Source organism: Phyllobacterium sp. GQ127 (assembly GCF_059758635.1).
Genome location: NZ_JCAXDZ010000009.1, coordinates 82,070 through 105,752, shown reverse-complemented (window position 1 = coordinate 105,752; position 23,683 = coordinate 82,070). Strand labels below are relative to the sequence as shown.

Below are 23,683 nucleotides of genomic sequence, written 5' to 3'. Positions count from 1 at the left end.
TTCTGATGACTGCGATGTTTGCAAACAATGATCGAACCGGTCCCGCCAGCGACACCCTGGATTTGGCCGGTATCGGTATCGGACCTTCGAATCTCAGCCTGGCATCGCTCCTTGACGGCGTCGGGAATGTCCGCGCGCACTTCTACGAAAGCCGCGCAAGTTTCGATTGGCATCCAGGCATGATGCTACCGGATGTCGAACTGCAGTCTTCCTATCTAAAGGACCTTGTCACTCCGGTCATGCCGACCAGCCCATGGTCGTTCATTTCCTACCTCGTTGCCCATAAGCGGCTCTATGCCTTTCTCAACGCCCAGTACGATGCGGTGCCGCGTCGTGAATTTGCGCGATATCTGGAGTGGGTAGCCAGCCGACTAAAAAGCCTCAGTTTCGACTCTACCGTGAGGGAGGTTAAATTCAATAAGGACAAATTCCTCGTCCGGCTCGATAACGGTGCAGTAACCGCCAGAAATCTCGTGCTCGGTACGGGTACAACGCCGTCCGTACCGTCCTGGGCCACACCCTTCCTCGGTGAACGATGTTTCCACAATTCGGAGGCAAAGCACCGCCTGCCTGGCCTCAATGCATCGCGCATCGCAGTCATTGGCGGTGGACAGAGTGGAGGCGAAGTCGTGGAAGCGCTGCTGAACTCAAAGTCGACGCTGAAGGAACTCAACTGGTTCAGCCGCCGGCATAATTTCGAGCCGATCAACGATACGGCGTTTTCCAATCAGGTCTTCTCGCCGGAATATGTCTACGCCTATCTCCATCTCAACAGCGACCAGAAGCTGGATGCACTGAAAGCTTCGATCCTGACCAGTGACGGGCTGTCCATTTCGACGATCAACGCCATTTACCGGCGGCTTTACAGCCTGCGTTATCTGGAAAACCAGACCATTGATGCCAAGCTTTCGCCCAACCGCAACGTCATCCAGATGGAAGCCGATAAGGATGGCTACCGCCTGATCGTACGCAACCGTTTTGATGGCGGTGTCGAAGTAGCCCATGCCGATGCAATTGTTTTAGCGACAGGCTATCAGTTCAAACTCCCCGATGCGTTTGGCGGATTACAGGACAGTGTCCAGATCGACCGCCATAACAGGCCGGTGCTGAGCGATGATTATTGCCTGAACTGGAATGGCCCGAAACAGAACCGGATTTTTGCACAAAATGCCGGACGATACAGCCATGGTATTGCCGATTCGCAGCTCAGTCTCATGGCCTGGCGAAGCGCACATATCATCAACGCGATGCTGGGACGTGATCACTTTGATCTGGAACCGCACGATTCACAGATTAACTGGCTGTCCAGCGGTCACAGCGCTATGGACCAGCCCATGGTCGTTGATTACTGAAAATTACTCTGGATCAGGCAGTTTCTGCTGGCGCAAAGTCAGCTTTGCCTGATCTGACTGTATCGAAATGGCGATCGAATGACCGGATGGCGCCTGCAGCAGACAATGATGCCAGAAGGCGCTATCGCGCGCTGATCTCTGATCAATGCGAATGGCGTTTGCTGTCCGGTCTAGCCAAATGTTCAGCTCGTTTGGAGCTGCCATAAGGCCGCTGCCCACTGCTTTGAGCAGGCTTTCCTTCAAGGTCCAATAGCTTATAAGGAGCAATTGGCGTTCCTTGCCTTGAAGAGCCTCCAGAATCTCCGATTCCGCAGTCGAACAGAATAATAAGGATGTGTCCGGCTCGATAGCTGTCTCAATCGATTCAGCGTCGATACCTAATGTCATGCAGTCGCGGCTGATCGCAAAGACCACCAGGCCTTCAGTACGCGTCAAATTGAAAGCGATCCTGGTGTTGGCTATATATGGCTTGCCCTGCGGCCCAATGGCGATGGTCAGATCCTTTGCAGGCACTGAGGTGTATTGTGATAGTATTGAACGCTGCAGATACCGTCCTGCCATGAAAGCAATGGCATCCTTTTTAAAATGAAACGCTGAAGCTCGCTCCTGCTCACTTGTTGTCAGTTCCGAGCGTATGCTGTTCCAGTTCACCTCGTTCTCATAGGGCCACCACCAGATATCGACACATGCTCCGGCCTTTTCCGGCACAAAAGCAGAAATATCTGGCAAGCTTGTAATTGGATCGCCAAGCAGCATAGCACTTGGCCTTCGGTTCATTTCATCCAGCATTCACCTGCTTCCTGATAGCAAAGGCATGCTGGATCGCGCGATTGACGGCAACCGGCAGAAGCGACATGTGATTTTCGCCTGGATGAATTTCAAACTGCGCATATACCGGCCGCCCTGGCAGGCTGTTCAGCCGGTCCGTCAGTTCGGCAGCGTAGACATCATTCAGGGTAACCTTCTTTTGCGCCAGCCGCTCTGCCTCATCGGCAGCCCCAATTTGAAACGGCGCTAGTTTTTCAGTCTCATATTCTCCGCAGGACAGGAATAGCTGCGCGCCGGCACTTGTTGCCGGCAAGGCTTCAAAATCCGGATAGAACCGCTCAATCGACTTGTTTTCCCAATAGATGGAAGGGCTGGCGGCGATCCAGATTGTGAAAGCCGCTGGCCTTGTAAAAAAACTGTAAAGCACAAAGAGGCCACCGAAAGAGTGGCCGAACAATGCCTGACGGTTGCGATCAATAGGAAGCATCGCCTCGACGTCCGGTCTGACCTGATCCACAATGAAATTCAAAAAATCTTCAGCTCCCCCGGTTTTCACCTCAGGGCTGTTCTCAAAGAAAGGAGGATAGGTCTTGCCGGGTGGCGGTCCAAGATCCCAGGACCGGCGCAAGGGATCATAGGCGGCATCAAGCGGGTAGCCGATGGTCACAATGACACCCTCTGCGACATTGGTGCCATTGGGATAATTTGGTTGCGCCCGCATCACATCGACAGCCGTCCCAATCACTGCATTTCCGTCGGTCATATAGAGGACCGGCCAACCATTGGCTGGCGCTTCGCCACCGGGACAATAGATGAATATCCGGTAGGTTTGACCATTCCGTTCGGAGGTGACGTCGTGAAACGTTGTATTGCCGAGCAACACGGGACGTGAATTGAAGAAACCTGTCATAAGTCCATCTTGTCAAATGTGTTTCAGTAGGGAGTTATTAAACATGATAATAATGGTCAATATTTAAATTCATATATCCCAATCATAGGAAGGCAGGATTGATGCGGCTCGTGATAATTAAGGTTATCGAAGCCGGTGCGATATATGCGCGGGCGGCGGCGATATGGACGTAATTTGCGATGCCGACATACCCGGCGAAGACTACGATAAAGTTGCGAACCAGTGGGGCGAATCAAGCAAAAGTACGGCGACCAGAATTTTCTCAGGTTCGAGATCGTCGCTTACCTGCGTTCGCTCGGAAGATTCCGAGACGACAACTCCATAGAATATTGGTCGAAGAATCCGCAGCCCAACTAGGCCGGAATTCATTCTGCACTGGAGTAATTCGACGCCGTCATCGGCCGCTACATCCTATGCTACTTGCCGGACCCGGTCGACACGATCCGCCGCGCGGCTACGCGGCTGCGGCCCGGCGGCATCTTGGCATTTCACGAGGTGGACTTCCTTGATGAATTCCGATCCCGACCCTCAGTACCGATAAACACCTTGCGCGCGGATCCGAGCTCGTCGAGTTCTTTAAGGGAAAAGGGCTCAAAATCTATCAGCCCGATGTCAGCACATTCCGAACCCGCGCGCAGGAAAAGTAATTGGCGGCGGTTCGTCGGCCATGCCGCACAAGCAGAATCCGGTCGCAGCCGAGGTTCTGGTCAGTCTGGCTCGGTTTAATGCCGTGCAGATTTCGGGTCTTCACCATTGTCGCCGCATCAGGCAGCGCTCTTAATCTGGCACTGGCTCTTGCCGATAAAATCGTCCGAATCAACAGGGATCGAACCTGAAGCAGGGCAACGGGCGGTCATCCGGTCAAGAGATCTTCAATAGCCCGAACAGCTACAGCATAACGGTGTGCACCAAAACCAGCCATCACCGCGGTCGCGGCCTTGGACACGAAGGAATTGTGATAATAAGATTCGCGCTGATGAATGTTGGAGATGTGGAGCTCGATGATGGGCCCCGGGAACATCTTCAATGCATCGAGGATCGCGATGGACGTGAAGGTGAGCGCGGCCGGATTGATGATGATCCCTGCAGCACCTTCATCGATCGCCTCGTGAATCCAGTTGACGATCTCGCCTTCAAAGTTCGACTGGTGGAACCGGAGGGGCCGGCTGCCCGCCGCCTCCATACACATTGCCTTGATCTCGGCGAGTGTCGTCCTGCCGTAGATATCAGGCTCGCGTTTTCCAAGACGGTTGAGATTGGGGCCGTTGAGGACGAAAATTGATTTGGTGGTCATCGGGGATTTCCTTTCAGGCCTGATAGCCCAGAAGTCGGGGCAGCCAGAGCCCCGCGTCGGGGACGAAGGTGATGAGCGCGAGCGCGCCGATCATGGCGAAGAGGAACGGGAGAACGTCCCTTACGAGGTCCTTCATGAGACCATCGGCGATCCGCGTCATAACGAAGAGCAGAAGGCCATAGGGCGGCGTAATCAGGCCCAGCATGATGTTGACCACGACCATCACGCCGAAATGGACGAGATCGATGCCGAGAGCCTGTGCTATGGGAACGAGTACGGGTATCACGACGAGAAGGATCGTCGTGCCTTCCAGCAGGCATCCAAGCAGCAGAAGCAGGATGTTCACAAGAATGAGATAGGTGGTCGGCGACAGACCCCATTACATGAACAATGTTCTGATGTCGTTGGGGATATTTTCCACCGTCACGACGTAGTTGAAAACCAGTGCGTCAGCGATGAGCATGCCGATGGAAGCGCTCGTGCGGGCGCTCGCCAGCACCGAACCGTAGAAGTCGCGGAAGCTCACGCTACGGTAGAGCACCACGGAAATGATGAGTGCGTAGGCCGCCGCGATCGCCGCCGCTTCGGTCGGCGTGGTGACCCCGGTATAGATGCAGCCGAGCAGGACAACCGGCATCATCAGCGTCGGGAAGGCGCGCCAGGTGATGCCTGGAAGATCGCGCAGGGGCGTGGGCTTTTCGACGGGTAAATTTTCGCGGCGGGCGGCGATCACCACGATGATCATCTGCGCCAGAGCCATGAGAAGACCAGGCACTACCCCGCCCAGAAAGAGATAGCCGATGGAGGCATCGGAGACGAGCGCGTAGAGCACCATCGGGATCGAGGGCGAAATGATCGGGCCGACGACCGCGGTGGCAGCCGTCAGCGCCGCCGCGAAACTTGCGCGATATTTGCCGTTGGCGGTCATCATGTTCTGCATCATCTTGCCGGTGCCGGCGGCGTCGGCGATCGCCGAGCCCGACATGCCGGCGAAGATGATGCTCTGCAGGATATTGATGCGCCAGCCCGCCCCGGAAGCGGCCTACTACCGCATCGCAGAATTTCAGGAGCCGTTCCGTCATGGAGCCGATGTTCATCAGCTCGGCCGCAAGGACAAACAGAGGCACGGCGAGGATGATGTAGTTGGAATACATCCCATTGAGCAGCTGCCCAGCTGCCGTGCCCATGTCGAGGCCGGCAAGCAAGAGGTAAAGAACCGAACCTGCAATCATTGAATGGCCGATCGGCAGGCCAAGGAAGGCAAGGATTGTGATCGCCACGATCGAGATGGAGAACGGACTGGCGAGCTCATAGTCCGGACCCTATATTGGCGGGATCCAACTCCTGCGGCTCGGTGCTGCGCATGGCTCGCCAGCAGAGCCAGATGTAGCGGATGATGACGGCCACCATGAAGACGATATAGATCGAGAAGAGCCCGTCGAAGCGGATCTCCTCCTCGCGAAGAACGATGCCGCGCCCCAAAGCACTATCCAGATCCAGAGGACCACACTTACTTCATTTGTCCAGCCGATCGACAGGTTAAGCACATAGCGGAGGATGATCTGCAGTAGGAAGGCGGCGAGCATCGCCGCAAGCACATTCTCCGCCCGCCGGTAAAGCCAGCGGCCAACGCTGCCTCTCGTCAAATTCATGCCCCCTCCGGAGATTCAAAAGGAATGAACGAGGACTGAGCGTGCGGTCTCAGCCCTCGTAACGATCAAAGCGCGCTGATCTTCTCGAGCATGCCCTGTGGCCAATCCTTCGCGAGATCCGACGCCAGGTACTTTTCCTGCGCGTGGGTTCGGAACGCGCTAACATCGGGCTCATAGATTTTGAGCCCTTTTCCCTTAAAGAATTCGACGAGCTCGGCTTCGCGCGCAAGGTGTTGATCGGTACTGAGATCGATCGCCGCATCGGCAGCGGCCTGGAAGCGCGCCTGCTTTCCGGCGCCCATCTCATCCCAGATCTTCTTGGAAACGACGAGAAGATCGAAGCCAACCAGATGCGATGTAAGCACGATTTGCGATATCACCTCATAGAACTTCATGTTCTCGACATTGGGGAGCGGATTGTCCTGGCCGTCGATCGCGCCCGTCTGAAGTCCGGTATAGACTTCGGCATAGGCCATTGGAACCGGATTTGCGCCGAGCGCCTGGCCCAGGAATTGCCACGCGTCGCCGTTCGGCATGCGCAGTTTGATGCCCGCCGTGTCGGCCGGAGTCTTGATCTCCTTGTCCGGCTTGAGGCCGACCTGTCTGGCGCCGAAATAGGTGGGGCCCAGCACGCGTATCCCAAGCTGCTCCTCCGCCATTTTCTTCATCTCTGCACCGAGATCGCTGTTGAAGAAGGTCTTGAGGTGCCCGGCATCGCGGAAGAGATAGGCGGACGTCAGGATCGAGCAGGCCGGGATTTGCTTGGAGATGTCCTGCGGGGCGAAGTTGCCCATCTCGATATTGCCGCGCTGGATGGCGACCAGCTCGGTCCCCTGCTTGAAGGTTCTCGCCATAGTAACCCTCGAAGGCAAAATCGTCCTTTATGCCGTCGGTGAATTTCTGCATCATCTCGGCCCGAATGTCCTGCTCCGAGAAGACAGCCGAGAAACGCAGCTTCGGTTTATCCTCGGCAAAGGCGGGAAAAGCCACCGCAGTTGCCGCTATTCCTGTGCCGATCAGAAATTGCCGGCGGTTGGTACTGATAATCATCATAGTTCTCCCTTTTTTATACTAGAAGTCTAAGCGCGTTTCGCCGGGCTCTCCGTGCCCTCTATGCGGCGATTTGCGGGGCGTAAGGTTCATGCAGCTGCCTCGAAGTGACTGGCCATGGCGCTCATATCCGCAGCCCGCCCCGTGAAAAGCTCGAAGGCGCGAACGGCTTGCCCGATGGCCATGCCGATACCAGGAAGAACTTTGCAGCCGAGCCTGCTGGCACAGCGCAGAAGCTCTGTCTCCGGCGGGAAATAGACGATATCCGCAACCCAATAGCGTGGCTTCAGAAGCTCGACGGGAAAAGGAGTACCGGGATATTTCGCCATGCCCAGCGCCGTCGTGTTGACGAGGCCGTCGGCGGCTGCGATCACCTTTGATGAACATGGCGAGTATTTCCAGCTCTACAGCCCGAACTATGGGGAAGGCTTCTTCTTCGAGATCGTCGAGCGTCGTGGCGGCTACAAGGGCTACGGCGCGCCAAATGCGCAGTTCCGCATCGCCGCGCAGAAGCGTTTCATGCGGCCCATGGGCATGCCAAAGGTTTAAGTGGAGAGATGCCTGAATCTCCCGGCGTAGCAAGGTTCTTTACGTAGAAATGGTCAAGTGAGTACTCGCTGTATCGCCGGCGCAATGTGGCTGAAGTTTCGAGGACAGCCACGTGATGGTGGCCAGACGGCCGTCTGAATGCCCAGCCATAGCAAGCAACCGGGCCGTGATGATATCTTGCATCTCGACGAAGTATGGTCATCAGCATCAATGGCAAAAAGCATTGCCTATGGCGTGCTGTTGATCAGAACAGATATGTCCTCGATGAAATTGTCCAGAGCCGCCGCAACGGAAAGGCAGCGAGGCGATTGCTCAAACGACCGCAGACAACAAGGCATGCCGACCAATCGGATGATCGCCGGCAACTGCGTTGTTGGGGACCTGCCCGGTGTCAGGTCACGGCCCACGTCGAACATCGGTCTGAATAACCGGGAGGAGAGCTCCCACGTGCCGTTGAGAAAAAGCGAAGCAGTGATGCAGGCCTTCTGTTCGCCGGGCAGCCTGCACGATTTCATTTCGAACTTCTTTGCAGTCCGCAATCTCTTCGTCCCACTCGCACAAGCCGGTCCGCATTTCAATTCCACTTGCATCGCTTCGGCACCATGGCCGAGTGGAAAGTCGCCGCGTCATATCACATTTAGGAGATCAGCCCATTTATCGCTTGACATTTTGCATCGCAACATTAAAAACCATCCGGTCGGAAATAAATTATTCACAGGCTTCGTACCATGGGACGGAAACGCGTCATCGATCAGGAAGAGATTCTGAATGCGGCAGAATTCGTGGTCGTGCGGGATGGCGCAGCGCGTCTCACGCTTGATGCTGTTGCTGAACAGGCCGGCATCAGCAAAGCCAGCGTAATCTACGACTACAAGTCCAAACAGGCGTTGATCCAGGCCATCATCGAACGCCGCGTCGCCCATGACAAGGCCGTTATTCAGGAATTAACGGACGGGCTTGGCGACATGCCAAGTGCAATTATGCGCGGGCGTGTTCTCGCGGCGTCCACCCCGCTCCAGGATGAGGTACGCGCTGTTGCACTCAATCTATGTTCAGCTCTGGCGCAGGATGCGCAACTGCGATCCGGAATTCAAAAAGAACAGGCGACAATGATCGCTCAAGTCATGGAAACGTCCACCAATCCCCGCGGCGCCCTCCTTGCCTACCTTGCGCTGGAAGGCCTCAAGTTGCTCGAGTATCTCGACCTTCACAGCTGGCCGGAGAAAGAACGCAGCCGGATCTTGCGTGAAATCAACTGGTTGATCGATGTTGAACCGCAAGCGGATAAGAAATTGCCCGAGATACAGGCGTCCTAGACGTCACCCCAACCACTTCCTTCCCATTGTCATCCTCCCAAGATGAATATCACGGAAACCAACCCATGAACGCGACACGAATTGCCTTTGCCTTGCTTCTTCCTCTGTTTGCCGCTGCCTGCAGCGAGTCGCAGAGCTCAGCCGAAAAGGCCCCTGCCCCGCCACCCTCGCCGGTCAGCTTCATTGCCGTGAAGGCGGAACCCATCTCGATCACCAACGAACTTCCCGGCCGTATCGCACCCACACGCATTGCCGAGGTGCGCCCGCGGGTATCTGGCATTGTCGTGGAACGCGTCTTCGAACAGGGCAGTCTCGTCAATGAGGGAGATGTCCTGTACAGGATCGATCCCGCGCAGTTTCAGGTTCAGGTCCAGAGCGCGGAAGCCACGCTTCTGCGGGCAAAATCCGTACAATTGCAGTCCCGCCAGCAGGCCGACCGGCAGAATTCGCTGAAGTCGAGCAATTTTGCCAGCGCCCAGGCGCTTGACAATGCGGTTGCAGCGCTTGCCCAGGCCGATGCCGATGTGGCGGGCGCTGAGGCCAATCTGGCTGCAGCAAAGCTCAACCTGCAATATGCCGATGTCAGGGCCCCGATCAGGGGCCGTATCGGCCGGGCGATGATCACCGAAGGCGCACTCGTCAGCGCCAACGGTACCGAGAACCTTGCAACAATCCAGCAGCTCGATCCGGTCTATGCGGATTTCACCCAGTCTTCAAACGACCTGATCCGGCTCCGCAAGGCATTGGCGGCGGGCGCAATCGCCAGCACCGGCGAAGGCGCAGCGCGCGTACACCTCAAGCTTGACGATGGCAGCCAGTATAAGGACGCGGGCAAGCTCCTGTTTTCTGAAGCTGCCGTCGATGAGACCACCGGTCAGGTGACACTGCGCGGCGAGTTTCCAAATCCCGATGGCGATCTCCTGCCCGGCATGTATGTCCGCGTTCAGATTGAACAAGGCGTTCAGCAAAATGCCATCGCCGTGCCGCAGCAGGCGGTCCAACGCGATACGGGCGGCAATGCTCAGATTTATGTTGTCGGCGCAAACGACGTTGCACAGCTCAAGCCGGTGCGTGTCGGCCGTGTCGTCGACGAGCGTATCATCGTCGAAGAGGGTCTTGCCGCCGGTGACCGTGTCATTGTCGAAGGGTTTCAGAAGATAAGGCCGGGTGCGCCCGTCAAGCCATCAAAATGGGCCAAGGACGGCGATGCGTCGGTGAAAAATGATCCAGCCGGAACCTCCACAACGAAATCACGCCAGGGTTAGAGGCCGATCCCATGCCACAATTTTTCATTGAACGACCCATCTTCGCATGGGTGGTCGCCATATTCATCATGCTTGCGGGTGTCATCTCCATCCCGTTCCTGCCGATCGCGCAATACCCGAGCGTCGCGCCGCCCCAAATCTCGATCAATACCAGCTATCCGGGTGCCTCGCCGGAGGACATGTACCAAAGTGTGACAAAGCCCATTGAGGAAGAGCTCAATGGCGTTGAAAACCTGCTTTACTTCGAATCCACATCGGATTCGGCCGGGCGGATAACCATCACCGCCACCTTCGAACCTGGCACCGAAACCGGGCAGGCATCGGTGGATGTTCAAAATGCCGTCCGCCGCGTCGAGCCACGATTGCCACAATCGGTGACCCAGCAGGGTATTCGCGTCGACAAGGCCGGCAGCGGCTTCCTGATGCTGGTCGCTCTCAGTTCGACCGATGGTTCCGTCGGCGCCGTCGGTCTTGGCGATTATCTCAGCCGCAACGTGCTCAGTGAGATCAAGCGCATCGATGGCGTCGGCAGTGCACAGCTTTTTGCCACGCAGCGCGCCATGCGCGTGTGGATCGATCCGGACAAGATGATCGGACTTAATCTCACCTCTGACGATATAACGCGTGCGATCACCGCCCAGAACGCGCAGGTTGCAGCGGGCCGCATCGGCGCACAGCCCAATCCTGTCAACCAGCAGATATCGGCAACCGTTCTTGTGCGCGGGCAATTGACCTCTGCCGAGGAATTCGGCTCGATCGTGCTGCGCGCCAATCCGGACGGGTCTTCGGTGCGTCTGCGTGACGTCGCCCGTATCGAGGTGGGCGCGGAAAGCTACACATTCTCCACGCGTCTCAACGGCAAGCCGAGCGCCGCCATCGGTGTGCAGCTTTCACCGACAGGCAATGCACTGGCCACATCAACCGCCGTCAACGCCAAGATGGAGGAACTGTCTCGCTATTTCCCCGCTGGGCTCGAATATTCCGTACCTTATGATACCTCGCCTTTCGTCAAGGTTTCCATCGAGAAGGTCATTCACACGCTGCTTGAGGCCATCGCGCTTGTCTTCGTGGTGATGTTCCTCTTCCTGCAGAACTTCCGCTATACGGTTATCCCCACCCTCGTCGTGCCGGTGGCGCTGCTTGGAACCTGTGCGGTGATGCTGGCGACGGGATTCTCCATCAACGTCCTGACCATGTTCGCCATGGTCCTCGCCATCGGCATCCTTGTCGATGACGCAATCGTCGTCGTGGAAAATGTCGAACGCATCATGGCTCAGGAAGGGCTGTCGCCGAAGGAGGCGACCAAGAAGGCCATGAAACAGATCAGCGGCGCCATTATCGGCATCACGCTGGTGCTGACAGCGGTTTTCGTTCCCATGGCGTTTTTTCCCGGGGCTGTTGGCGTCATCTATAAACAGTTCAGCCTGACCATGGTCGTATCGATCCTGTTCTCCGGCTTTCTGGCGTTGTCATTGACACCGGCGCTGTGCGCCACCTTCCTCAAGCCAATCCCAAAGGGACATCACGAGAAGAAGGGCTTTTTCGGAAAGTTCAATCGCGGCTTCGACCGCACTTCGCACAAGTACTCGTCCACTGTCGGCTGGCTGATCGGCCGGTCCGGCCGTTTCATGCTCATTTATGTGGCGCTGCTGATCGGCCTGGGATGGTCCTTCATCCAGCTGCCATCGGCCTTCCTGCCCAATGAGGATCAGGGCTTCGTGCTCGTTGACATGCAGACCCCGGCTGAATCCAGCGCCAACCGCACCAGCGATGTGGTCAAGAATGTCGAGGCAACCTTCGAAAAAGAACCCGGCGTCGACCGGATGGTCATGATCAGCGGTTTCAGTTTCTCCGGTGCAGGCGACAATGCCGCCCTTGCCTTTGTCACACTTAAAGACTGGAGCGAACGCGATGCGGAAAATGCGGCTGCGGCGATTGCCGGCAGGGCCAATGGTGCGCTTTCACAGATCAAGGACGCTATCTCCTTCGCCCTGTCTCCGCCACCAATCCAGGGCCTCGGCAATTCCAACGGCTTCACCTTCCGGTTGCAGGATCGTGGCGGTCAGGGCACCGCTGCTCTATTGGCCGCGCAGGCCCAGCTTCTGGCCGAGGGCGCAAAAAGCAAGATTGTCACCGGACTGCGTGTCGAGGGCATGCCTGATGCCGCACAGGTCCACCTCGTCATCGACCGCGAGAAGGCCAACACATTCGGCATCACTTTTGCCGATATCAATTCGACGATCTCGACCAATCTCGGCTCGTCCTATGTCAACGACTTTCCCAATGCCGGGCGCATGCAACGCGTGACGGTTCAGGCCGATAGCGGTAACCGCATGAAGACCGATGATCTTCTCAAGCTCAATGTGCGCAATGCCAGCGGCGGAATGGTTCCGCTATCGGCTTTTGCCAATGTCGAGTGGTCGAAGGGCGCAGCCCAGCTTGTCGGTTACAATGGCTATCCGGCCGTGCGTATCGGCGGACAGGCGGCGCCGGGTTACTCCTCCGGTGCCGCCATAGCCGAAATGGAAAGGCTTGCTGCCGACCTTCCTCAAGGTTTTGGCTATGAATGGACCGGCCAGTCACTTCAGGAAATCCAGTCCGGCTCGCAAGCGCCATTCCTGATCGCGCTCAGCATCATCTTCGTTTTCCTGCTGCTCGCGGCGCTCTACGAAAGCTGGTCTATCCCGATCTCGGTTATCATGGTCGTTCCGCTCGGCGTTATCGGCGCGGTTGCGGCGGTCATGCTGCGCGATATGCCCAATGACGTCTACTTCAAGGTGGGTCTCATCGCTATTATCGGCCTGTCGGCAAAGAACGCCATCCTGATCATCGAGTTTGCCAAGGATCTGCGTGCCGAGGGTAAACCACTGCTGGAAGCGACGATCGAAGCCTGCCACCTGCGATTCCGGCCGATCATCATGACGTCGCTGGCTTTCACGCTCGGTGTCGTGCCGCTGGCGATTGCAACGGGTGCAAGTGCTGCCAGTCAGAATGCAATCGGTACGGGTGTGCTCGGCGGCATGATCTCCGCAACCGTCCTTGCCATTTTCTTCGTACCGGTCTTTTTCGTCTTCGTGATGAAACTGTTCGGCGAAGGCAAAGAGAAAAAACAATATTCAGCATCTGATGAAGCACCAGTTCCGGCAGAGTAAAGACAATGGCAGTTGCTCATGCAAAACGAAAGGCTCCCAAGTGGCGAACAGTCAAGGGCAATATTCGTCAGGAGAAGCTGTTTTGTGCCGCGCTGTGTGTTGCACTGGAACAAGGATTTGGCCATGTCACCCTAGCATCTGTCGCCAGAAAAGCGGGCATCAGCAAAGGGGGGTTGCTTCATCATTTTTCCACAAAAGGCGACCTCATTGCAGCAATGCTAAAATACTATAGTCAAAATGCGAAAATGAACACGGACACGTCTATTGACCCCCTGGCAGCCACAGCGCTGATCGCGGCCTCAGAGAGCCCTCACCTGTTGTCCGGAATTATGGACTATCTGGATAGCGAGGTGCCCAGCGCGAATACCTCCTCTATAGCCGACAATGCACAAAGCAACGTTGAAAGAATGCGAAGCTTGATAAAAATGCTGCACCTCAAGCCAAAGGAATAGAAACTCTTCAACTTATTCTTGCTCAACCGAACCCATTCGGGGACCTCACGACTTTCGGGAATATCGTGGGTTTCTTCGATGCGACACCTACAAGTGTTTGACGTCTTCGCATTGCTGCAGAATTCGCACGCCGCTTCGAGGCTCATCTTGTCGGAGTCTATGTTGTGCCAGGAAATCTCGACCACCATTCGAGTAGGTTGTGATGGGGTGGACGCCCCCGACGGCATCTATGTGCCAGAATGGAGACGTTGATCACCATTTAAAGGAGGCGTCCATGAAAGAGATTAGCATTATCGGACTGGATTTGGCGAAGAATGTGTTACAGGTCCATGGCTCTGACGGGGCCGGTTGCGTGCATTTGCGCAAGAAACTTCGGCGCGATCAGTTGCTTGCATTCTTTGCCAAACAGCCGAATTGTACGGTTGCGATGGAAGCTTGTTCCAGCAGTCACTATTGGGGTCGGGAAATCGGCAAACTCGGTCAAACGGTTCGTTTGATACCGCCCGTCTATGTGAAACCATTTGTAAAACGGCAAAAGAACGATGTTGCTGATGCTGAAGCAATCTGTCAAGCAGCGCTTCGCCCAAGATGCGTTTCGTCATTGTGAAGAGCAAGGAGAGCCAAGCTGCGGCCATTGTGTTCCGGGCACGCGATCTTCTCGTACGGCAACGAACCCAGATCATCAATGCGCTGCGGGGGCATCTAGCCGAGTTCGGAATTATTGTTGCCCAGGGTCCGGCCCACGCTGCCAAGCTGGTAATGATTGTGGAGGAGCCGGAGGGGCTTTTGCCCGATATGGCGCGTCCGGTGCTTGAGGTTTTAGTCGAAATGCTGCGTACATTGGATGAGCGCATCAGGCTTCTGGATACCGAGATTGCCCGCCGTGCCAAAGAGGATGAAGTTGCGCGTCGCCTGATGACCATTCCCGGGATTGGTCCAATCATCGCCACGGCGCTGACGGCGTTGGCACCGGCAGCCGAGACGTTCAAACGCGGACGTGATTTTGCGGCGTGGCTCGGGCTCACACCACTGCAACATTCCACAGGAGGTAAACAGCGACTTGGCAGAACCTCGAAGATGGGGGAACGAATCTTGCGCCGCTTGCTCATCATCGGAGCGAGTGCCGTTGTACGGTGGCAGCACGAAAGGAGCCGTGGCAGGATCGTGGCTGGCGAGTATGCTCAAACGCAAACCGCCCATGCTGGTGAGGTTTGCGTTTGCCAACAAGATGGCTCGTATCGTCTGGGCTTGATGACCAAAGGTGGAATTTATCGAGCTCAGATCGCGGCAGAGTAACCCTGCAACGATCGTGAGGCTGCCGGAGGTGTAGAAAGGTCAGATGGAGGATATGGCGTAACGGTCGACGAGACGAGATCGGGAAAACCAGATTGCAACAAAGTGCCTTGAGCACGCGGTTGTGAATTGGACCCGGTCTGCGAACTCCCATATAGGCCCGCGGCATGTTGAACGCTGCATCAGGAGGCCGGATACATGTCAGCACCCGGCTACACGCAATATCTCTTCTAAAAGATTCTTCTTGCACCCACCGGGGCGTCCATACATGTTGCAACGTTTTCACTACCAGCGCTGGTACCTGGCCTACAGTCTGAGCTTGTGTGATCTGGAAGAGATGATGGCCGAGCGGGGCATTGCCGTCGACCACACGACCATTCACCGCTGGACGGTCCGTTATGCCCTGCAACTGCAGGAGCGTTTCAACCTACGCAAGCGGAGCGTGACCTGCCATCGGCAAAGCAGTTCTTCAGAAGAGCGCTAGCACGTAATGGCCGACCCGACCGCGTTGTCATCGACAGTAGTCAGACCAACATGGAGGCTATCGTTTCCTGTGACACCACAAATCGTTTACAGGATTGGCCTCGTATCACGCCTCTTTTTTGATCCCCGACATTGCATTCTTGCCGCCTATTTTCGTGATCTAGCATCACCTGAAGTAGCGTCAACTCGCAACAGTTCCGAGTGCGGCCGCCAGCACGTCGGCCAGGCCGCGGCCAGCGCTGCCATCCTCGTCAAGGCGCGGATTGTAGATGGTAACCTCGAGGCCGACCGCCTTTCCGCCCTCCAGGGCAATGCGGAGCGCTGTCCCAAGTTCATTCCACGACAGTCCGCCGGGCACGCGGAAATCGACCGCCGGCATGATGGCATCGTCGAGACAATCGGCGTCGAGATGGATGAAAAAGCCATCCAGATCCGCCCGCATCAAGTGGTCAACCGCGGCGCGGGCGGCGCTTTCCGCACCCATGCTACGAACAGCGTGGAGATCATAGGCGCGAAGGTCTGTGGGAAGGGGCTGGCTGCCGAAGCTCGCCTGATCTTCGTGATCACGAAAGGCGAACGCCACGGCATCTTCGGGCCGCACCAGTGGAGAACGATTTTCGATATCACTCAACAGCGCTGGCCCATATCCGGTAACGAAGGCCAGGTCCATGGACGCGCCCTCGCCGTTGGGTTCCGCCTCAGGCTGGAAAAAGTCAGCATTACCGTCGATGAAGAGCAGCCCATAGCGACCGCGCCGCCTGAGGGCGAGCATCGAACCCAGTAAGATCGTGCAGTCGCCGCCCAGCACCACCGGAAATTCGCCCGCATCCAGCACCGCTTCTACGGTATCCGCCAACTTGGGTGACCAATCCGCGATGGCTTTGGCGTTCAGTATTCGCGTGCCGGGATCGGGCACCGGATTCTTCTGCGGGACCTGAAGTCGGCCGGCGCGCCGTGCATTGATACGGTCGGCAAGGCCGAATCCGAGAAGTCTGTCGGAGAGGCCTTCGACGCCGTCGGTCGCCAGACCCAGCGTGGAAGGCGCCTCGATGAGGGCGTAACGATGCATGGACATCGCATTCTCCTTTTTCTCATTCCATCAAGACTGGTGCCTGACAGTTCGCGGCACCGACCGGCGGCATTGCTAAAACAGCCGAGCCGCGTCCACCACTTCAAACGAACCACCCGGCACTGTGAGCCAGAGATCGGAGCGATTGGTAGCTAGACGTAGCTGTCGGCACTGCCACATGGCCCGGAACACGAGCGAACATGATCCCGTGAACGTCGCGCTAGTAAGCCTCGCAGATGGCCTGCGGAATATCGGCACGCCACCAGAAGAAAGCCTCAAGGCGAGTTCGGCAGCGTTTTCGATAGCGGCCGTTTCTACCAGATTGAGCGATTGTCCGTTCGACATGACAGCATCTCAACTCTCGTTCGGCTCGGCTTCACACTTTGAAAGAACGAAGATGGGCGTAGATCGTTTCAGAAAAAACCGGTTGCAGATGAATTCACATGAATCCGGCACCTTCGACTGCCTCCGGAAGAAGTAGTTGAGCGTTATCTTGGTGAAATTTCGAACGGAACGCTCAGAAATTGGCGCGCCATGCTGCTTGCCCTTCGTCAAGATCGGCAAAGCGGTGCTCTGCCCCGTCGTCGAGCTTGATGCACGGGACGAATTGCAATTCGACGCATGGTGTGATGTCTTTAGATATGAATTGGCAAGGTCAAACTGACGTGCAATCCCAGAAGGCGATAATTTATTGGACGAAGGCAGAGATGCAAATCTGCCGTCGATTTTATCCGAACTATACAATTTTAGAGGCTAAGCTTCCGGGCCGCTCACGTTCTGCAATTCGTGTTCAATGTCGACGGCTGGGCCTTTCCACTTCGAGACATCATTGGACAGACGAGGAGATCAGCCGTTTGCGCCAGCTTTTCCCAAACTCGTCATGGCAGACGCTTCTCGAAGAGTTCCCGTTTGCGACAACGAAGATGATCCAACATATGGCACATAAGCACGGATTGCGTCGCACGATCGAAAAACATCTAAAGTGTACGGACAGTTAAGAATGCAGGGTAGCTCGCCCACTGTCACTATTTTCGAATCTGGCGGCCTTAACGACTAGCCACCAAGGAATTCGCCCGACTCTTGAGCGGATTTACTTTTTTCTGCTATCATGAATGGCCGGATTCCCATGCAATGCACGCCATCTTGTTGGCGAGAGCCCCAGCCACAAGTTTGAAGGGCTTCTTTGATAACAGCGAGCGTGCCCAGTCAGCCAACGGAGTTTGGGTCTTGCCGGATTCATCCTGTAGAGCGCAGCATGGGCTCCCACTACGAGTAACGCTCGCAAACGCCGGTTACCCATCTTGGCAATGGAACCGAGCCGCGGTTTACCGCCCGTTGAGAATTGTCTGGGGACGAGACCCATCCAAGCCGCAAACTCCGTCCACACTTAAACACGCTCGCATCCGGAACGTTGGCCGAAGGACAGGATGCAGTGAGCGTTCCGATACCGCGAATGGTGGCAAGTCTCTTGCTGACGTCGTCATTGCGATGGATAGCAAGAATATGTAGCTTTTACGCCGAGCCCAGCTTGCCAGGAAGGAAGCCTGCCGCCCACTCAGCATCCTCCAGGCCTCAAGCCGCGGGCGAGCTTCCCTCGCCAGTTTGGATCTGAGTTCGCAATCTGCCCTACCTCTTGATTACGGCGCGGGCAGAATGTTTCAACCTGGCTGGTCGCGCGCGAGCTTGCGGAGAAGAGAGGCCACGTCCATTCCAAGAGATTTCGCCGCCTGTCGCTTCGATTTCGATGCTGCAACCGCTTGCTCAATGAGGCGCCTCTCATAGGCATGGACCAGCGTTCGGAGCGACTGGCCACTGGACAACGACGTCGGCCCTTCGTCCGCGACAGCATTCGATGTCAGCATGGCCGTCGGCAACTGGTGAACCTCGGCAACGTCGTCCGCCAGAACGTCAAGTCGGGCAATCATTCCGATGAGTTCGCGCATATTGCCTGGATAGTCGTGCGCAATCATTCGCGCCTGACATTCCTGAGACAAGCGAAGCGGTTTGTACCGAGACAAGTTGAGGTTGCCAACCAATGTGTCAATGATTGCCGGAAGATCCCCGCGATAGGCTCTCAGCGGAGGGACCTCCAGCGGGATCATCGCGATGCGATAGTAGAGATCTTCCCGGAACCGTCGTGCGGCGACTTCTTTGGCAAGATCTCTGTTGGTGGCACAAACGACATAGACGTCAACGGACCTTGATCGAGGACTGCCGACAGGTTGAATTGTACCGTCCTCAAGAAACTTGAGAAGCTTCGCTTGCTGGGAGAGCGGCATGTCGCCTATCTCATCGAGGAAGAGAGTGCCGCCTGAAGCCGCCTCGATGAAGCCGGCCTTGCCGCTTGCAAGCGCGCCCGTGAAGGCCCCGCGCTCATAGCCGAACATTTCTGCTTCGAACAGGTTTTCGCTGATGCTTGAACAGTTAATGTGGATGAAGGGCCGTCCGGCGGGCCCACTCTGGTGGTGCATCTGCATAGCAAGAGTTGTCTTGCCTACTCCGGTCTCACCAAGCAGCAGGATGCGCCTCCTGGCTCTGAATGCTCTGAGACCCAGTTCAATCAAAGGTTCGAGACGTTGCTGAAATACCGGAATTGTTTCGCCGCGCCGTGTCTTTTCCGCAGAGGCCGTCTGACCCTTGTCCCGCGCAGGTACCTTCAGGAAGGCCACCCGCATGGACGGCGCGCCGGTTTCGTCCGGCAGGCTATGCAAGATGGCGGACAACTCCTCGCTACCTTGCTCGTCGGGCCGCTTGAGCGTGAGGGAGCGTATGCCCGTTGATTGACCGGTAACGAGCGGCCGGAGATCGCAGCCGGTGCGCACCGACAGACTCTCCGCTGTCTTATGTTCTGAAGTTAGGCCGGACGGCGCCAGGCGCTCGGGGAGGGCACGAAGGGCGGTCTGGCTCTGGAATGTGACCCGGCCCTTTTCGTCGAAGACGATCACGCCATCGTTGAGCATTTCGAGCAACGCGCAGGCAGACTCATCGGACAACAGTTTCGTCATGTCGGCCGCCGTCAGGCCACGACGCTTGTGTTGCGGGCGGAAAGCTGGAATGGAGTGAGGTTTCACGCCCTTCCCCCTTCCGCGGCAGGCGTGGCAGTAACCACGAGCGTGCTCTCTCCCTTTCCTCCAGCATGGAACCAGCGGCCACGGATAGAATAAAGTGTTCCTGCTGGGGCCCCGTGGTCGCGCAGCATGATCAGCCTGGGAGGGGTCAGTCCCCCCGACGACATCGTCTTGCCATTGCCTGTCAGGCAACGGTAAACGACGCGATCAACGGGATCAGGCGCCTTGGCGAAGGTCGCCTGCCAAAGCCCATTGGCGTTGAGCAGGACGCCGCCGCTTGAAATCATCGCTGCGGCGATGGGTAGGAGCTCGAACCCGCTCGCAGCCTGCTCGATAGCTTCTCGCGTGGCAATCTTCGCAGTTGGCGCTATTTCGCGCAAAGTTCCCCAAAGCCGATATAGCTTGCTGCCGACGATGTGAGCACGCACATCGTTCTCCACCAAAATCGGCGTACCATCCAGACGATAGTCCTCGGATAGAGCTCCGTCGACGCGGAAATCCTTGGCGATAACTTCTCGAACAAAAGCTTCATTGACGGGGTTGCGGGGCCAGTGAAAGCGGACGCTTCTCGAGGAGAGATGATCCGCGTCCGGCAAGTCGTAGGCTCGCGCCATCGCCACGTTGCAAAGGCTCCAGACGCACGGCTGTTCGAAAATGCCGTCGATGATCTCATCCTGCGAGCCGGAGACATTAACCGGTTCCTCGTAGTCGATGCACCAGATCGCCTCGCGCGCCATCTGGATGATGCCTCCCATCAGCTTGTTGCTCTCGACCAATGCCTGGATCTCATCGTTCAGGTCGACCGCCTGTGCCTTGTAGATGTCCAGGCAGGCCACGCCATCGTCGGTGCATTCGGGAACCACGAAGGCGGCGAACTGGAACGACCTGCCATCGGTGTGCAGAAGCTCCACCGGACAACAGACCGGTGACCCTGAGGATGCCGCAAGAAGTGTCGCGAACCGATCGAGACTGCGCGCATCATAAATCGAGGAGGCCGGTCCGCCGGTGAGCATCGCACCGGAGCGCCCCAGCAGATCAGCCTCGGACGCGCTGATCTCAACAATATTGAGCTGCCGATCGATGCGGTCGTGGAGGATGCCCGCGAGTTGCGAATGGAAAATGTCTTCAGTGCGGAGTTCAGTCATCGGAGCCCTCCCCCAACAGCGGCGCCTGGCGGCAAATGCTGCATATTCGAAACACTAGTGTTGATAATTGTCAACACTGCGGTCCAAGGAAAAGCAGGTAAACCTGTAAGCTGTTGTTCCTGCGGTAACTCTTGGATTGGCATGGGTTTTGCAATGTTCGCATTGGGAACAAGCAAAAATATAAGGAACGAACCTTGCTCATCACTGGTATCAAAAGTCGCCCCACATATGACGTGCTCACGCCGTTCGACGATGGCGTCATGCATCTTGTTGCCGGCCAGGGATCAGGTGGCAGCGCCATGATACGGTTGCTGTCGGAATTCAAACCGTCGGATACTGTCGAGGTCCTCTATTCGACAGAGTCCTTCACAAGCCACAACCACCTGGTGAATCTCCGTGCCACGACTTTGAGCGAAATCCAGGTATCGGAGACAACTAAAGCGCTGATTAGAGATCTCGAATGTCGGCTGGAGCGCGCGCTCATGGGAACGCGGCTCTATCTCGCCGGATCGGAAAGCTTTATCGGCAGCGCCATGAAGGTCGCGGCCCGCTTCGATCTCAACCACGACGAGGTGCTCCGCGAACATTGCGGCAGCCTGGTACGCCGGGTCTGGTGCGTCCATTGCGACACCTTCAGCGAAAATATCACCCGCCGGATATTCGAGTGCAGCGGCTGCCACCGGTCTTTAATCGTGCGCGACCACTATTCGCGCCATCTCGGTGGCTTCATGGGCGTCCAGGCGGATGCCGAAATGCCGGGCGAATTGCCAGAGAACGGCGAACTCGACAGCTGAGGAGATGTCAATGAACGCTATCGCATCCGTCCAATCCGTTGGCCTCATTCCGGTGACTGTCTCGAAAATCGACGACGTCACCCCCGATACCCGGGTGCTGACTCTCATTGGCCCAGATGGTCAGCACCTGCCTGGGTTCTCCGGTGGCAGCCATGTTACCGTCGTCATTCCGATCGATGGCGGCACGCCGCTACGAAACGCCTATTCGCTGATGAGTTCGCCTTACGACACCAGCAGTTACCGGATCGCCGTGCGGCGAATGGACAGTGGCCGTGGTGGCTCGCGCTGGCTGCACTCGATCCGCAAGGGCGAAATCCTTTCGATTAGCCCGCCTGTCAATCTTTTCCCGCTCCACAAGCTCGGCCGGCTGCATATCTTCTTGGCTGGCGGCATCGGCATCACCCCGGTCTTCCCGCAGGTCGAGGAACTTGCGCAGGCCGGCGCGGCTTTCCAGGTGCATCTGACCGTGCATGACGAAACCCATGCGGGCCTTGCCCGCCAGATGCAGGCATTCTACGGCGAACGTGTGAAGGTGACCTTAAGCGGAAACGAGGGTCGTCCGGACTTCGCGGATATTCTCTCCAAACGCCCGCTCGGCAGCCACATGTATGTCTGCGGCCCTTCCGGCATGATCGAAGACGCACGTTCGGTCGCCGCAGCACTGGGCTGGTCGCAAAGCCACATCCATTTTGAACACTTCATCGAACAGAAGTCCGGCGTCGCCTTCGAGGTCGTGCTTGTCCGGCGCGGTATAACGCTCGACGTTCCGCCGGAAGCAAGCATCCTCGAAGTGTTGGAGGCCCACGAAATTCCTATCCCCTATCTCTGCAGGGGTGGCGCCTGCGGCCAATGCGAAACCCGCGTGATTGAAGTGCACGGTGGGCTGGAACACCACGACGTCTGGCTGTCCGACGAGGTGAAGGCCTGCAATTCCCACATGATGCCCTGCATTTCCCGCATGGACGGCGGCACGGTCGTCCTCGACCTCTGAGTCCGATTTTGCCTTTTTCAAGGAGCTTGCTGTGAACATACCTTTTAACCGCGAAGAATCCTTTCTCGACCCCTATCGTTTTGGCAATTCGCCGGAAGGTCAACGCCGCTTTCCTTTTCCCTTTCCCGAAGACGATTACATGTATTCTGTCAATCTGGAGCCGCATGTTCGCGTGGGCGATGGCGTTTTCGCTTCAGCTTTCGACATCGACGAACACTATGTCGCTGAATGTAACGAGCGGGCGCGGGCGCTCGCCGCGCATCCGGGTGTGCACTACGTTTCGCTGCCACACATGATGCAGGCGCAGTGGGACGTCCTTGAGCTGATCTTCGAATCTTACGCGCACGACTTCCCCGAACACTTCAAGCTGGAAAAGGACGGCGCTCGCTGGACCTGGACCAACCGGCCGCTCGGCATCCGCGACACCTTCACCTTCGGCCATGCGTCCACCCTCCCGATGGAACCTTTCGAATATGCTTCGCGCCAGGCGCAGGGCGACTGGGTGCTGCTCGAGGAACGCGATGACACGCTTTACATCGGCGCCGGCATGACTACCGAACGCGCCGACTATTCGATCCGCTTCGATCTCGGCATGAGCTGGTACGAATTCCACGGCCCTGTTCCGCTCGCCCACGAGCTCGGCGTATTTGAGAAGGCGCTGAAATTCATGCTGCGCCTGCGCACCGGCCACCCGGTTCGCCGCCTCAACTGGACGTCTACTGTTCATCCCCGTCTCGAAACTTCAGCAGAAACGTTACCAGAGTGGGGTCCAAACCGCACCATCGTCACGCCTGAGAACGCCGGCGAGTTGGTTCACCTGCGCGTGGAACTTCAGCCATTGCACAGGCTGCCGCGCTCCAACGCCATCGTCTTTCCGATCCGCACCTATCTCGCGCCGCTCTCTGAACTCGTGACCCACCCCAAATGGGCGCGCCGCCTGCACCGCGTGATGAAATCGTTGCATCAGGACCTCGCCGATTACAAGGGAATGACCCGTTACCACACCTCGATGGTCGAATATCTTTCGAAATTCGATGACGGCGAACCGACCACCTCCGGTTTCGGCCGGGACTGATCCGG

The 23,683-nt window shown here is 56.9% G+C and carries 19 protein-coding genes and 9 pseudogenes; 15 read left to right on the top strand and 13 right to left on the bottom strand.

Annotation, left to right across the window (positions count from 1 at the left end):
* Positions 1-5 precede the first annotated feature (5 nt).
* The gene (locus AC6CHM_RS22910) at positions 6-1,352 is read left to right on the top strand and encodes a lysine N(6)-hydroxylase/L-ornithine N(5)-oxygenase family protein (RefSeq protein ID WP_498175224.1); all 1,347 of its coding nucleotides are present in this window, start codon (positions 6-8) and stop codon (positions 1,350-1,352) included.
* Between the two features lie 3 nt (positions 1,353-1,355).
* Here AC6CHM_RS22910 and AC6CHM_RS22905 read toward each other — a convergent pair whose 3' ends face one another.
* Positions 1,356-2,141, bottom strand: a complete 786-nt coding sequence (locus AC6CHM_RS22905) for a 4'-phosphopantetheinyl transferase family protein (RefSeq protein ID WP_498175222.1) — start codon at positions 2,139-2,141, stop codon at positions 1,356-1,358.
* On the bottom strand, positions 2,131-3,030 hold the full coding sequence (locus tag AC6CHM_RS22900) for an alpha/beta hydrolase (protein WP_498175220.1): 900 nt from the start codon (positions 3,028-3,030) through the stop codon (positions 2,131-2,133). The genes AC6CHM_RS22905 and AC6CHM_RS22900 overlap by 11 nt, the downstream gene beginning before the upstream one ends.
* 222 nt (positions 3,031-3,252) lie before the next feature.
* Here AC6CHM_RS22900 and AC6CHM_RS22895 point away from each other — a divergent pair, with 222 nt between their 5' ends.
* Positions 3,253-3,387, top strand: a complete 135-nt coding sequence (locus tag AC6CHM_RS22895) for a Y4lK-related protein (RefSeq protein ID WP_498175218.1) — start codon at positions 3,253-3,255, stop codon at positions 3,385-3,387.
* Between the two features lie 292 nt (positions 3,388-3,679).
* Positions 3,680-3,866 (top strand): annotated as a pseudogene (locus AC6CHM_RS22890) (3-carboxy-cis,cis-muconate cycloisomerase); the annotation flags it as partial.
* Between the two features lie 17 nt (positions 3,867-3,883).
* Here AC6CHM_RS22890 and AC6CHM_RS22885 read toward each other — a convergent pair.
* The 6 genes and pseudogenes from AC6CHM_RS22885 to AC6CHM_RS22860 all read right to left on the bottom strand — a co-directional run bounded on the left by AC6CHM_RS22885 (position 3,884) and on the right by AC6CHM_RS22860 (position 7,355).
* Entirely contained in the window at positions 3,884-4,324 is a 441-nt protein-coding gene (locus tag AC6CHM_RS22885; RefSeq protein ID WP_498175216.1) for a type II 3-dehydroquinate dehydratase, read from the bottom strand.
* Positions 4,325-4,337: 13 nt separating this feature from the next.
* Positions 4,338-5,613: pseudogene (locus AC6CHM_RS22880) on the bottom strand (TRAP transporter large permease).
* A 19-nt stretch (positions 5,614-5,632) separates the two neighbouring features.
* Positions 5,633-5,806: a hypothetical protein gene (locus AC6CHM_RS22875; RefSeq protein WP_498175357.1), complete on the bottom strand. Its 174-nt coding sequence runs from the start codon at positions 5,804-5,806 to the stop codon at positions 5,633-5,635.
* Positions 5,807-5,832: 26 nt separating this feature from the next.
* A pseudogene (locus tag AC6CHM_RS22870) lies at positions 5,833-5,910 on the bottom strand (TRAP transporter small permease); the annotation flags it as partial.
* A gap of 131 nt (positions 5,911-6,041) precedes the next feature.
* Positions 6,042-7,026 (bottom strand): annotated as a pseudogene (gene dctP, locus AC6CHM_RS22865) (TRAP transporter substrate-binding protein DctP).
* An 89-nt stretch (positions 7,027-7,115) separates the two neighbouring features.
* The gene (locus AC6CHM_RS22860; protein ID WP_498175214.1) at positions 7,116-7,355 is read right to left on the bottom strand and encodes a hypothetical protein; all 240 of its coding nucleotides are present in this window, start codon (positions 7,353-7,355) and stop codon (positions 7,116-7,118) included.
* Between AC6CHM_RS22860 and AC6CHM_RS22855 the strand changes: the two genes are divergently transcribed.
* The 9 genes and pseudogenes from AC6CHM_RS22855 to AC6CHM_RS22815 form a co-directional block, all read left to right on the top strand.
* The gene (locus AC6CHM_RS22855) at positions 7,354-7,575 is read left to right on the top strand and encodes a hypothetical protein (protein ID WP_498175355.1); all 222 of its coding nucleotides are present in this window, start codon (positions 7,354-7,356) and stop codon (positions 7,573-7,575) included. The two genes, AC6CHM_RS22860 and AC6CHM_RS22855, sit on opposite strands and share 2 nt — an antisense overlap.
* Positions 7,576-7,728: 153 nt before the next feature.
* Positions 7,729-7,895 (top strand): annotated as a pseudogene (locus AC6CHM_RS22850) (DDE-type integrase/transposase/recombinase); the annotation flags it as partial.
* An 88-nt stretch (positions 7,896-7,983) separates the two neighbouring features.
* Positions 7,984-8,216: pseudogene (locus tag AC6CHM_RS22845) on the top strand (IS6 family transposase); the annotation flags it as partial.
* Between the two features lie 87 nt (positions 8,217-8,303).
* A complete protein-coding gene (locus tag AC6CHM_RS22840; RefSeq protein ID WP_498175212.1) occupies positions 8,304-8,891 on the top strand; it encodes a TetR/AcrR family transcriptional regulator in 588 nt (195 codons plus the stop codon).
* 65 nt (positions 8,892-8,956) lie between these two features.
* A complete protein-coding gene (locus AC6CHM_RS22835) occupies positions 8,957-10,156 on the top strand; it encodes an efflux RND transporter periplasmic adaptor subunit (protein ID WP_498175210.1) in 1,200 nt (399 codons plus the stop codon).
* A gap of 11 nt (positions 10,157-10,167) precedes the next feature.
* Positions 10,168-13,308 (top strand): multidrug efflux RND transporter permease subunit, encoded by a 3,141-nt coding sequence (locus tag AC6CHM_RS22830; protein ID WP_498175208.1) that lies wholly within the window; start codon positions 10,168-10,170, stop codon positions 13,306-13,308.
* Positions 13,309-13,313: 5 nt separating this feature from the next.
* Positions 13,314-13,760, top strand: a complete 447-nt coding sequence (locus AC6CHM_RS22825; RefSeq protein WP_498175206.1) for a TetR/AcrR family transcriptional regulator — start codon at positions 13,314-13,316, stop codon at positions 13,758-13,760.
* Positions 13,761-14,034: 274 nt separating this feature from the next.
* Positions 14,035-15,056: pseudogene (locus AC6CHM_RS22820) on the top strand (IS110 family RNA-guided transposase).
* 265 nt (positions 15,057-15,321) lie between these two features.
* Positions 15,322-15,498, top strand: a pseudogene (locus AC6CHM_RS22815) (IS6 family transposase); the annotation flags it as partial.
* A 219-nt stretch (positions 15,499-15,717) separates the two neighbouring features.
* Here AC6CHM_RS22815 and AC6CHM_RS22810 read toward each other — a convergent pair.
* The 5 genes and pseudogenes from AC6CHM_RS22810 to AC6CHM_RS22790 all read right to left on the bottom strand — a co-directional run bounded on the left by AC6CHM_RS22810 (position 15,718) and on the right by AC6CHM_RS22790 (position 20,818).
* A complete protein-coding gene (locus AC6CHM_RS22810; protein WP_498175203.1) occupies positions 15,718-16,611 on the bottom strand; it encodes an arginase family protein in 894 nt (297 codons plus the stop codon).
* Positions 16,612-16,680: 69 nt separating this feature from the next.
* A complete protein-coding gene (locus tag AC6CHM_RS22805) occupies positions 16,681-16,950 on the bottom strand; it encodes a hypothetical protein (protein WP_498175201.1) in 270 nt (89 codons plus the stop codon).
* Positions 16,951-17,711: 761 nt separating this feature from the next.
* A pseudogene (locus tag AC6CHM_RS22800) lies at positions 17,712-18,108 on the bottom strand (transposase); the annotation flags it as partial.
* Between the two features lie 155 nt (positions 18,109-18,263).
* A complete protein-coding gene (locus tag AC6CHM_RS22795) occupies positions 18,264-19,676 on the bottom strand; it encodes a sigma 54-interacting transcriptional regulator (protein ID WP_498175199.1) in 1,413 nt (470 codons plus the stop codon).
* A complete protein-coding gene (locus AC6CHM_RS22790; protein ID WP_498175197.1) occupies positions 19,673-20,818 on the bottom strand; it encodes a PAS domain-containing protein in 1,146 nt (381 codons plus the stop codon). The genes AC6CHM_RS22795 and AC6CHM_RS22790 overlap by 4 nt, the downstream gene beginning before the upstream one ends.
* A gap of 194 nt (positions 20,819-21,012) precedes the next feature.
* On the opposite strand from AC6CHM_RS22790, the gene AC6CHM_RS22785 reads away from it, so the two are divergent.
* The 3 genes from AC6CHM_RS22785 to AC6CHM_RS22775 are packed head-to-tail and all read left to right on the top strand — an operon-like array spanning position 21,013 to position 23,678.
* The gene (locus tag AC6CHM_RS22785) at positions 21,013-21,612 is read left to right on the top strand and encodes a dimethylamine monooxygenase subunit DmmA family protein (protein WP_498175195.1); all 600 of its coding nucleotides are present in this window, start codon (positions 21,013-21,015) and stop codon (positions 21,610-21,612) included.
* Positions 21,613-21,622: 10 nt separating this feature from the next.
* Entirely contained in the window at positions 21,623-22,603 is a 981-nt protein-coding gene (locus tag AC6CHM_RS22780) for a PDR/VanB family oxidoreductase (protein ID WP_498175193.1), read from the top strand.
* A 31-nt stretch (positions 22,604-22,634) separates the two neighbouring features.
* On the top strand, positions 22,635-23,678 hold the full coding sequence (locus AC6CHM_RS22775; protein ID WP_498175191.1) for a heme-dependent oxidative N-demethylase family protein: 1,044 nt from the start codon (positions 22,635-22,637) through the stop codon (positions 23,676-23,678).
* Positions 23,679-23,683: the final 5 nt, after the last annotated feature.

Excerpts from the sequence above, each read along its gene's own strand:
- AC6CHM_RS22885 (WP_498175216.1), bottom strand. The coding sequence starts at position 4,324 with ATGACCACCAAATCAATTTTCGTCCTCAACGGCCCCAATCTCAACCGT.
- AC6CHM_RS22840 (WP_498175212.1), top strand. The coding sequence starts at position 8,304 with ATGGGACGGAAACGCGTCATCGATCAGGAAGAGATTCTGAATGCGGCA.
- AC6CHM_RS22825 (WP_498175206.1), top strand. The coding sequence starts at position 13,314 with ATGGCAGTTGCTCATGCAAAACGAAAGGCTCCCAAGTGGCGAACAGTC.
- AC6CHM_RS22780 (WP_498175193.1), top strand. The coding sequence starts at position 21,623 with ATGAACGCTATCGCATCCGTCCAATCCGTTGGCCTCATTCCGGTGACT.
- AC6CHM_RS22910 (WP_498175224.1), top strand. The coding sequence starts at position 6 with ATGACTGCGATGTTTGCAAACAATGATCGAACCGGTCCCGCCAGCGAC.
- AC6CHM_RS22860 (WP_498175214.1), bottom strand. The coding sequence starts at position 7,355 with ATGGCGAAATATCCCGGTACTCCTTTTCCCGTCGAGCTTCTGAAGCCA.
- AC6CHM_RS22835 (WP_498175210.1), top strand. The coding sequence starts at position 8,957 with ATGAACGCGACACGAATTGCCTTTGCCTTGCTTCTTCCTCTGTTTGCC.
- AC6CHM_RS22830 (WP_498175208.1), top strand. The coding sequence starts at position 10,168 with ATGCCACAATTTTTCATTGAACGACCCATCTTCGCATGGGTGGTCGCC.
- AC6CHM_RS22855 (WP_498175355.1), top strand. The coding sequence starts at position 7,354 with ATGCCCAGCGCCGTCGTGTTGACGAGGCCGTCGGCGGCTGCGATCACC.
- AC6CHM_RS22905 (WP_498175222.1), bottom strand. The coding sequence starts at position 2,141 with ATGCTGGATGAAATGAACCGAAGGCCAAGTGCTATGCTGCTTGGCGAT.
- AC6CHM_RS22810 (WP_498175203.1), bottom strand. The coding sequence starts at position 16,611 with ATGTCCATGCATCGTTACGCCCTCATCGAGGCGCCTTCCACGCTGGGT.
- AC6CHM_RS22900 (WP_498175220.1), bottom strand. The coding sequence starts at position 3,030 with ATGACAGGTTTCTTCAATTCACGTCCCGTGTTGCTCGGCAATACAACG.
- AC6CHM_RS22790 (WP_498175197.1), bottom strand. The coding sequence starts at position 20,818 with ATGACTGAACTCCGCACTGAAGACATTTTCCATTCGCAACTCGCGGGC.
- AC6CHM_RS22805 (WP_498175201.1), bottom strand. The coding sequence starts at position 16,950 with ATGTCGAACGGACAATCGCTCAATCTGGTAGAAACGGCCGCTATCGAA.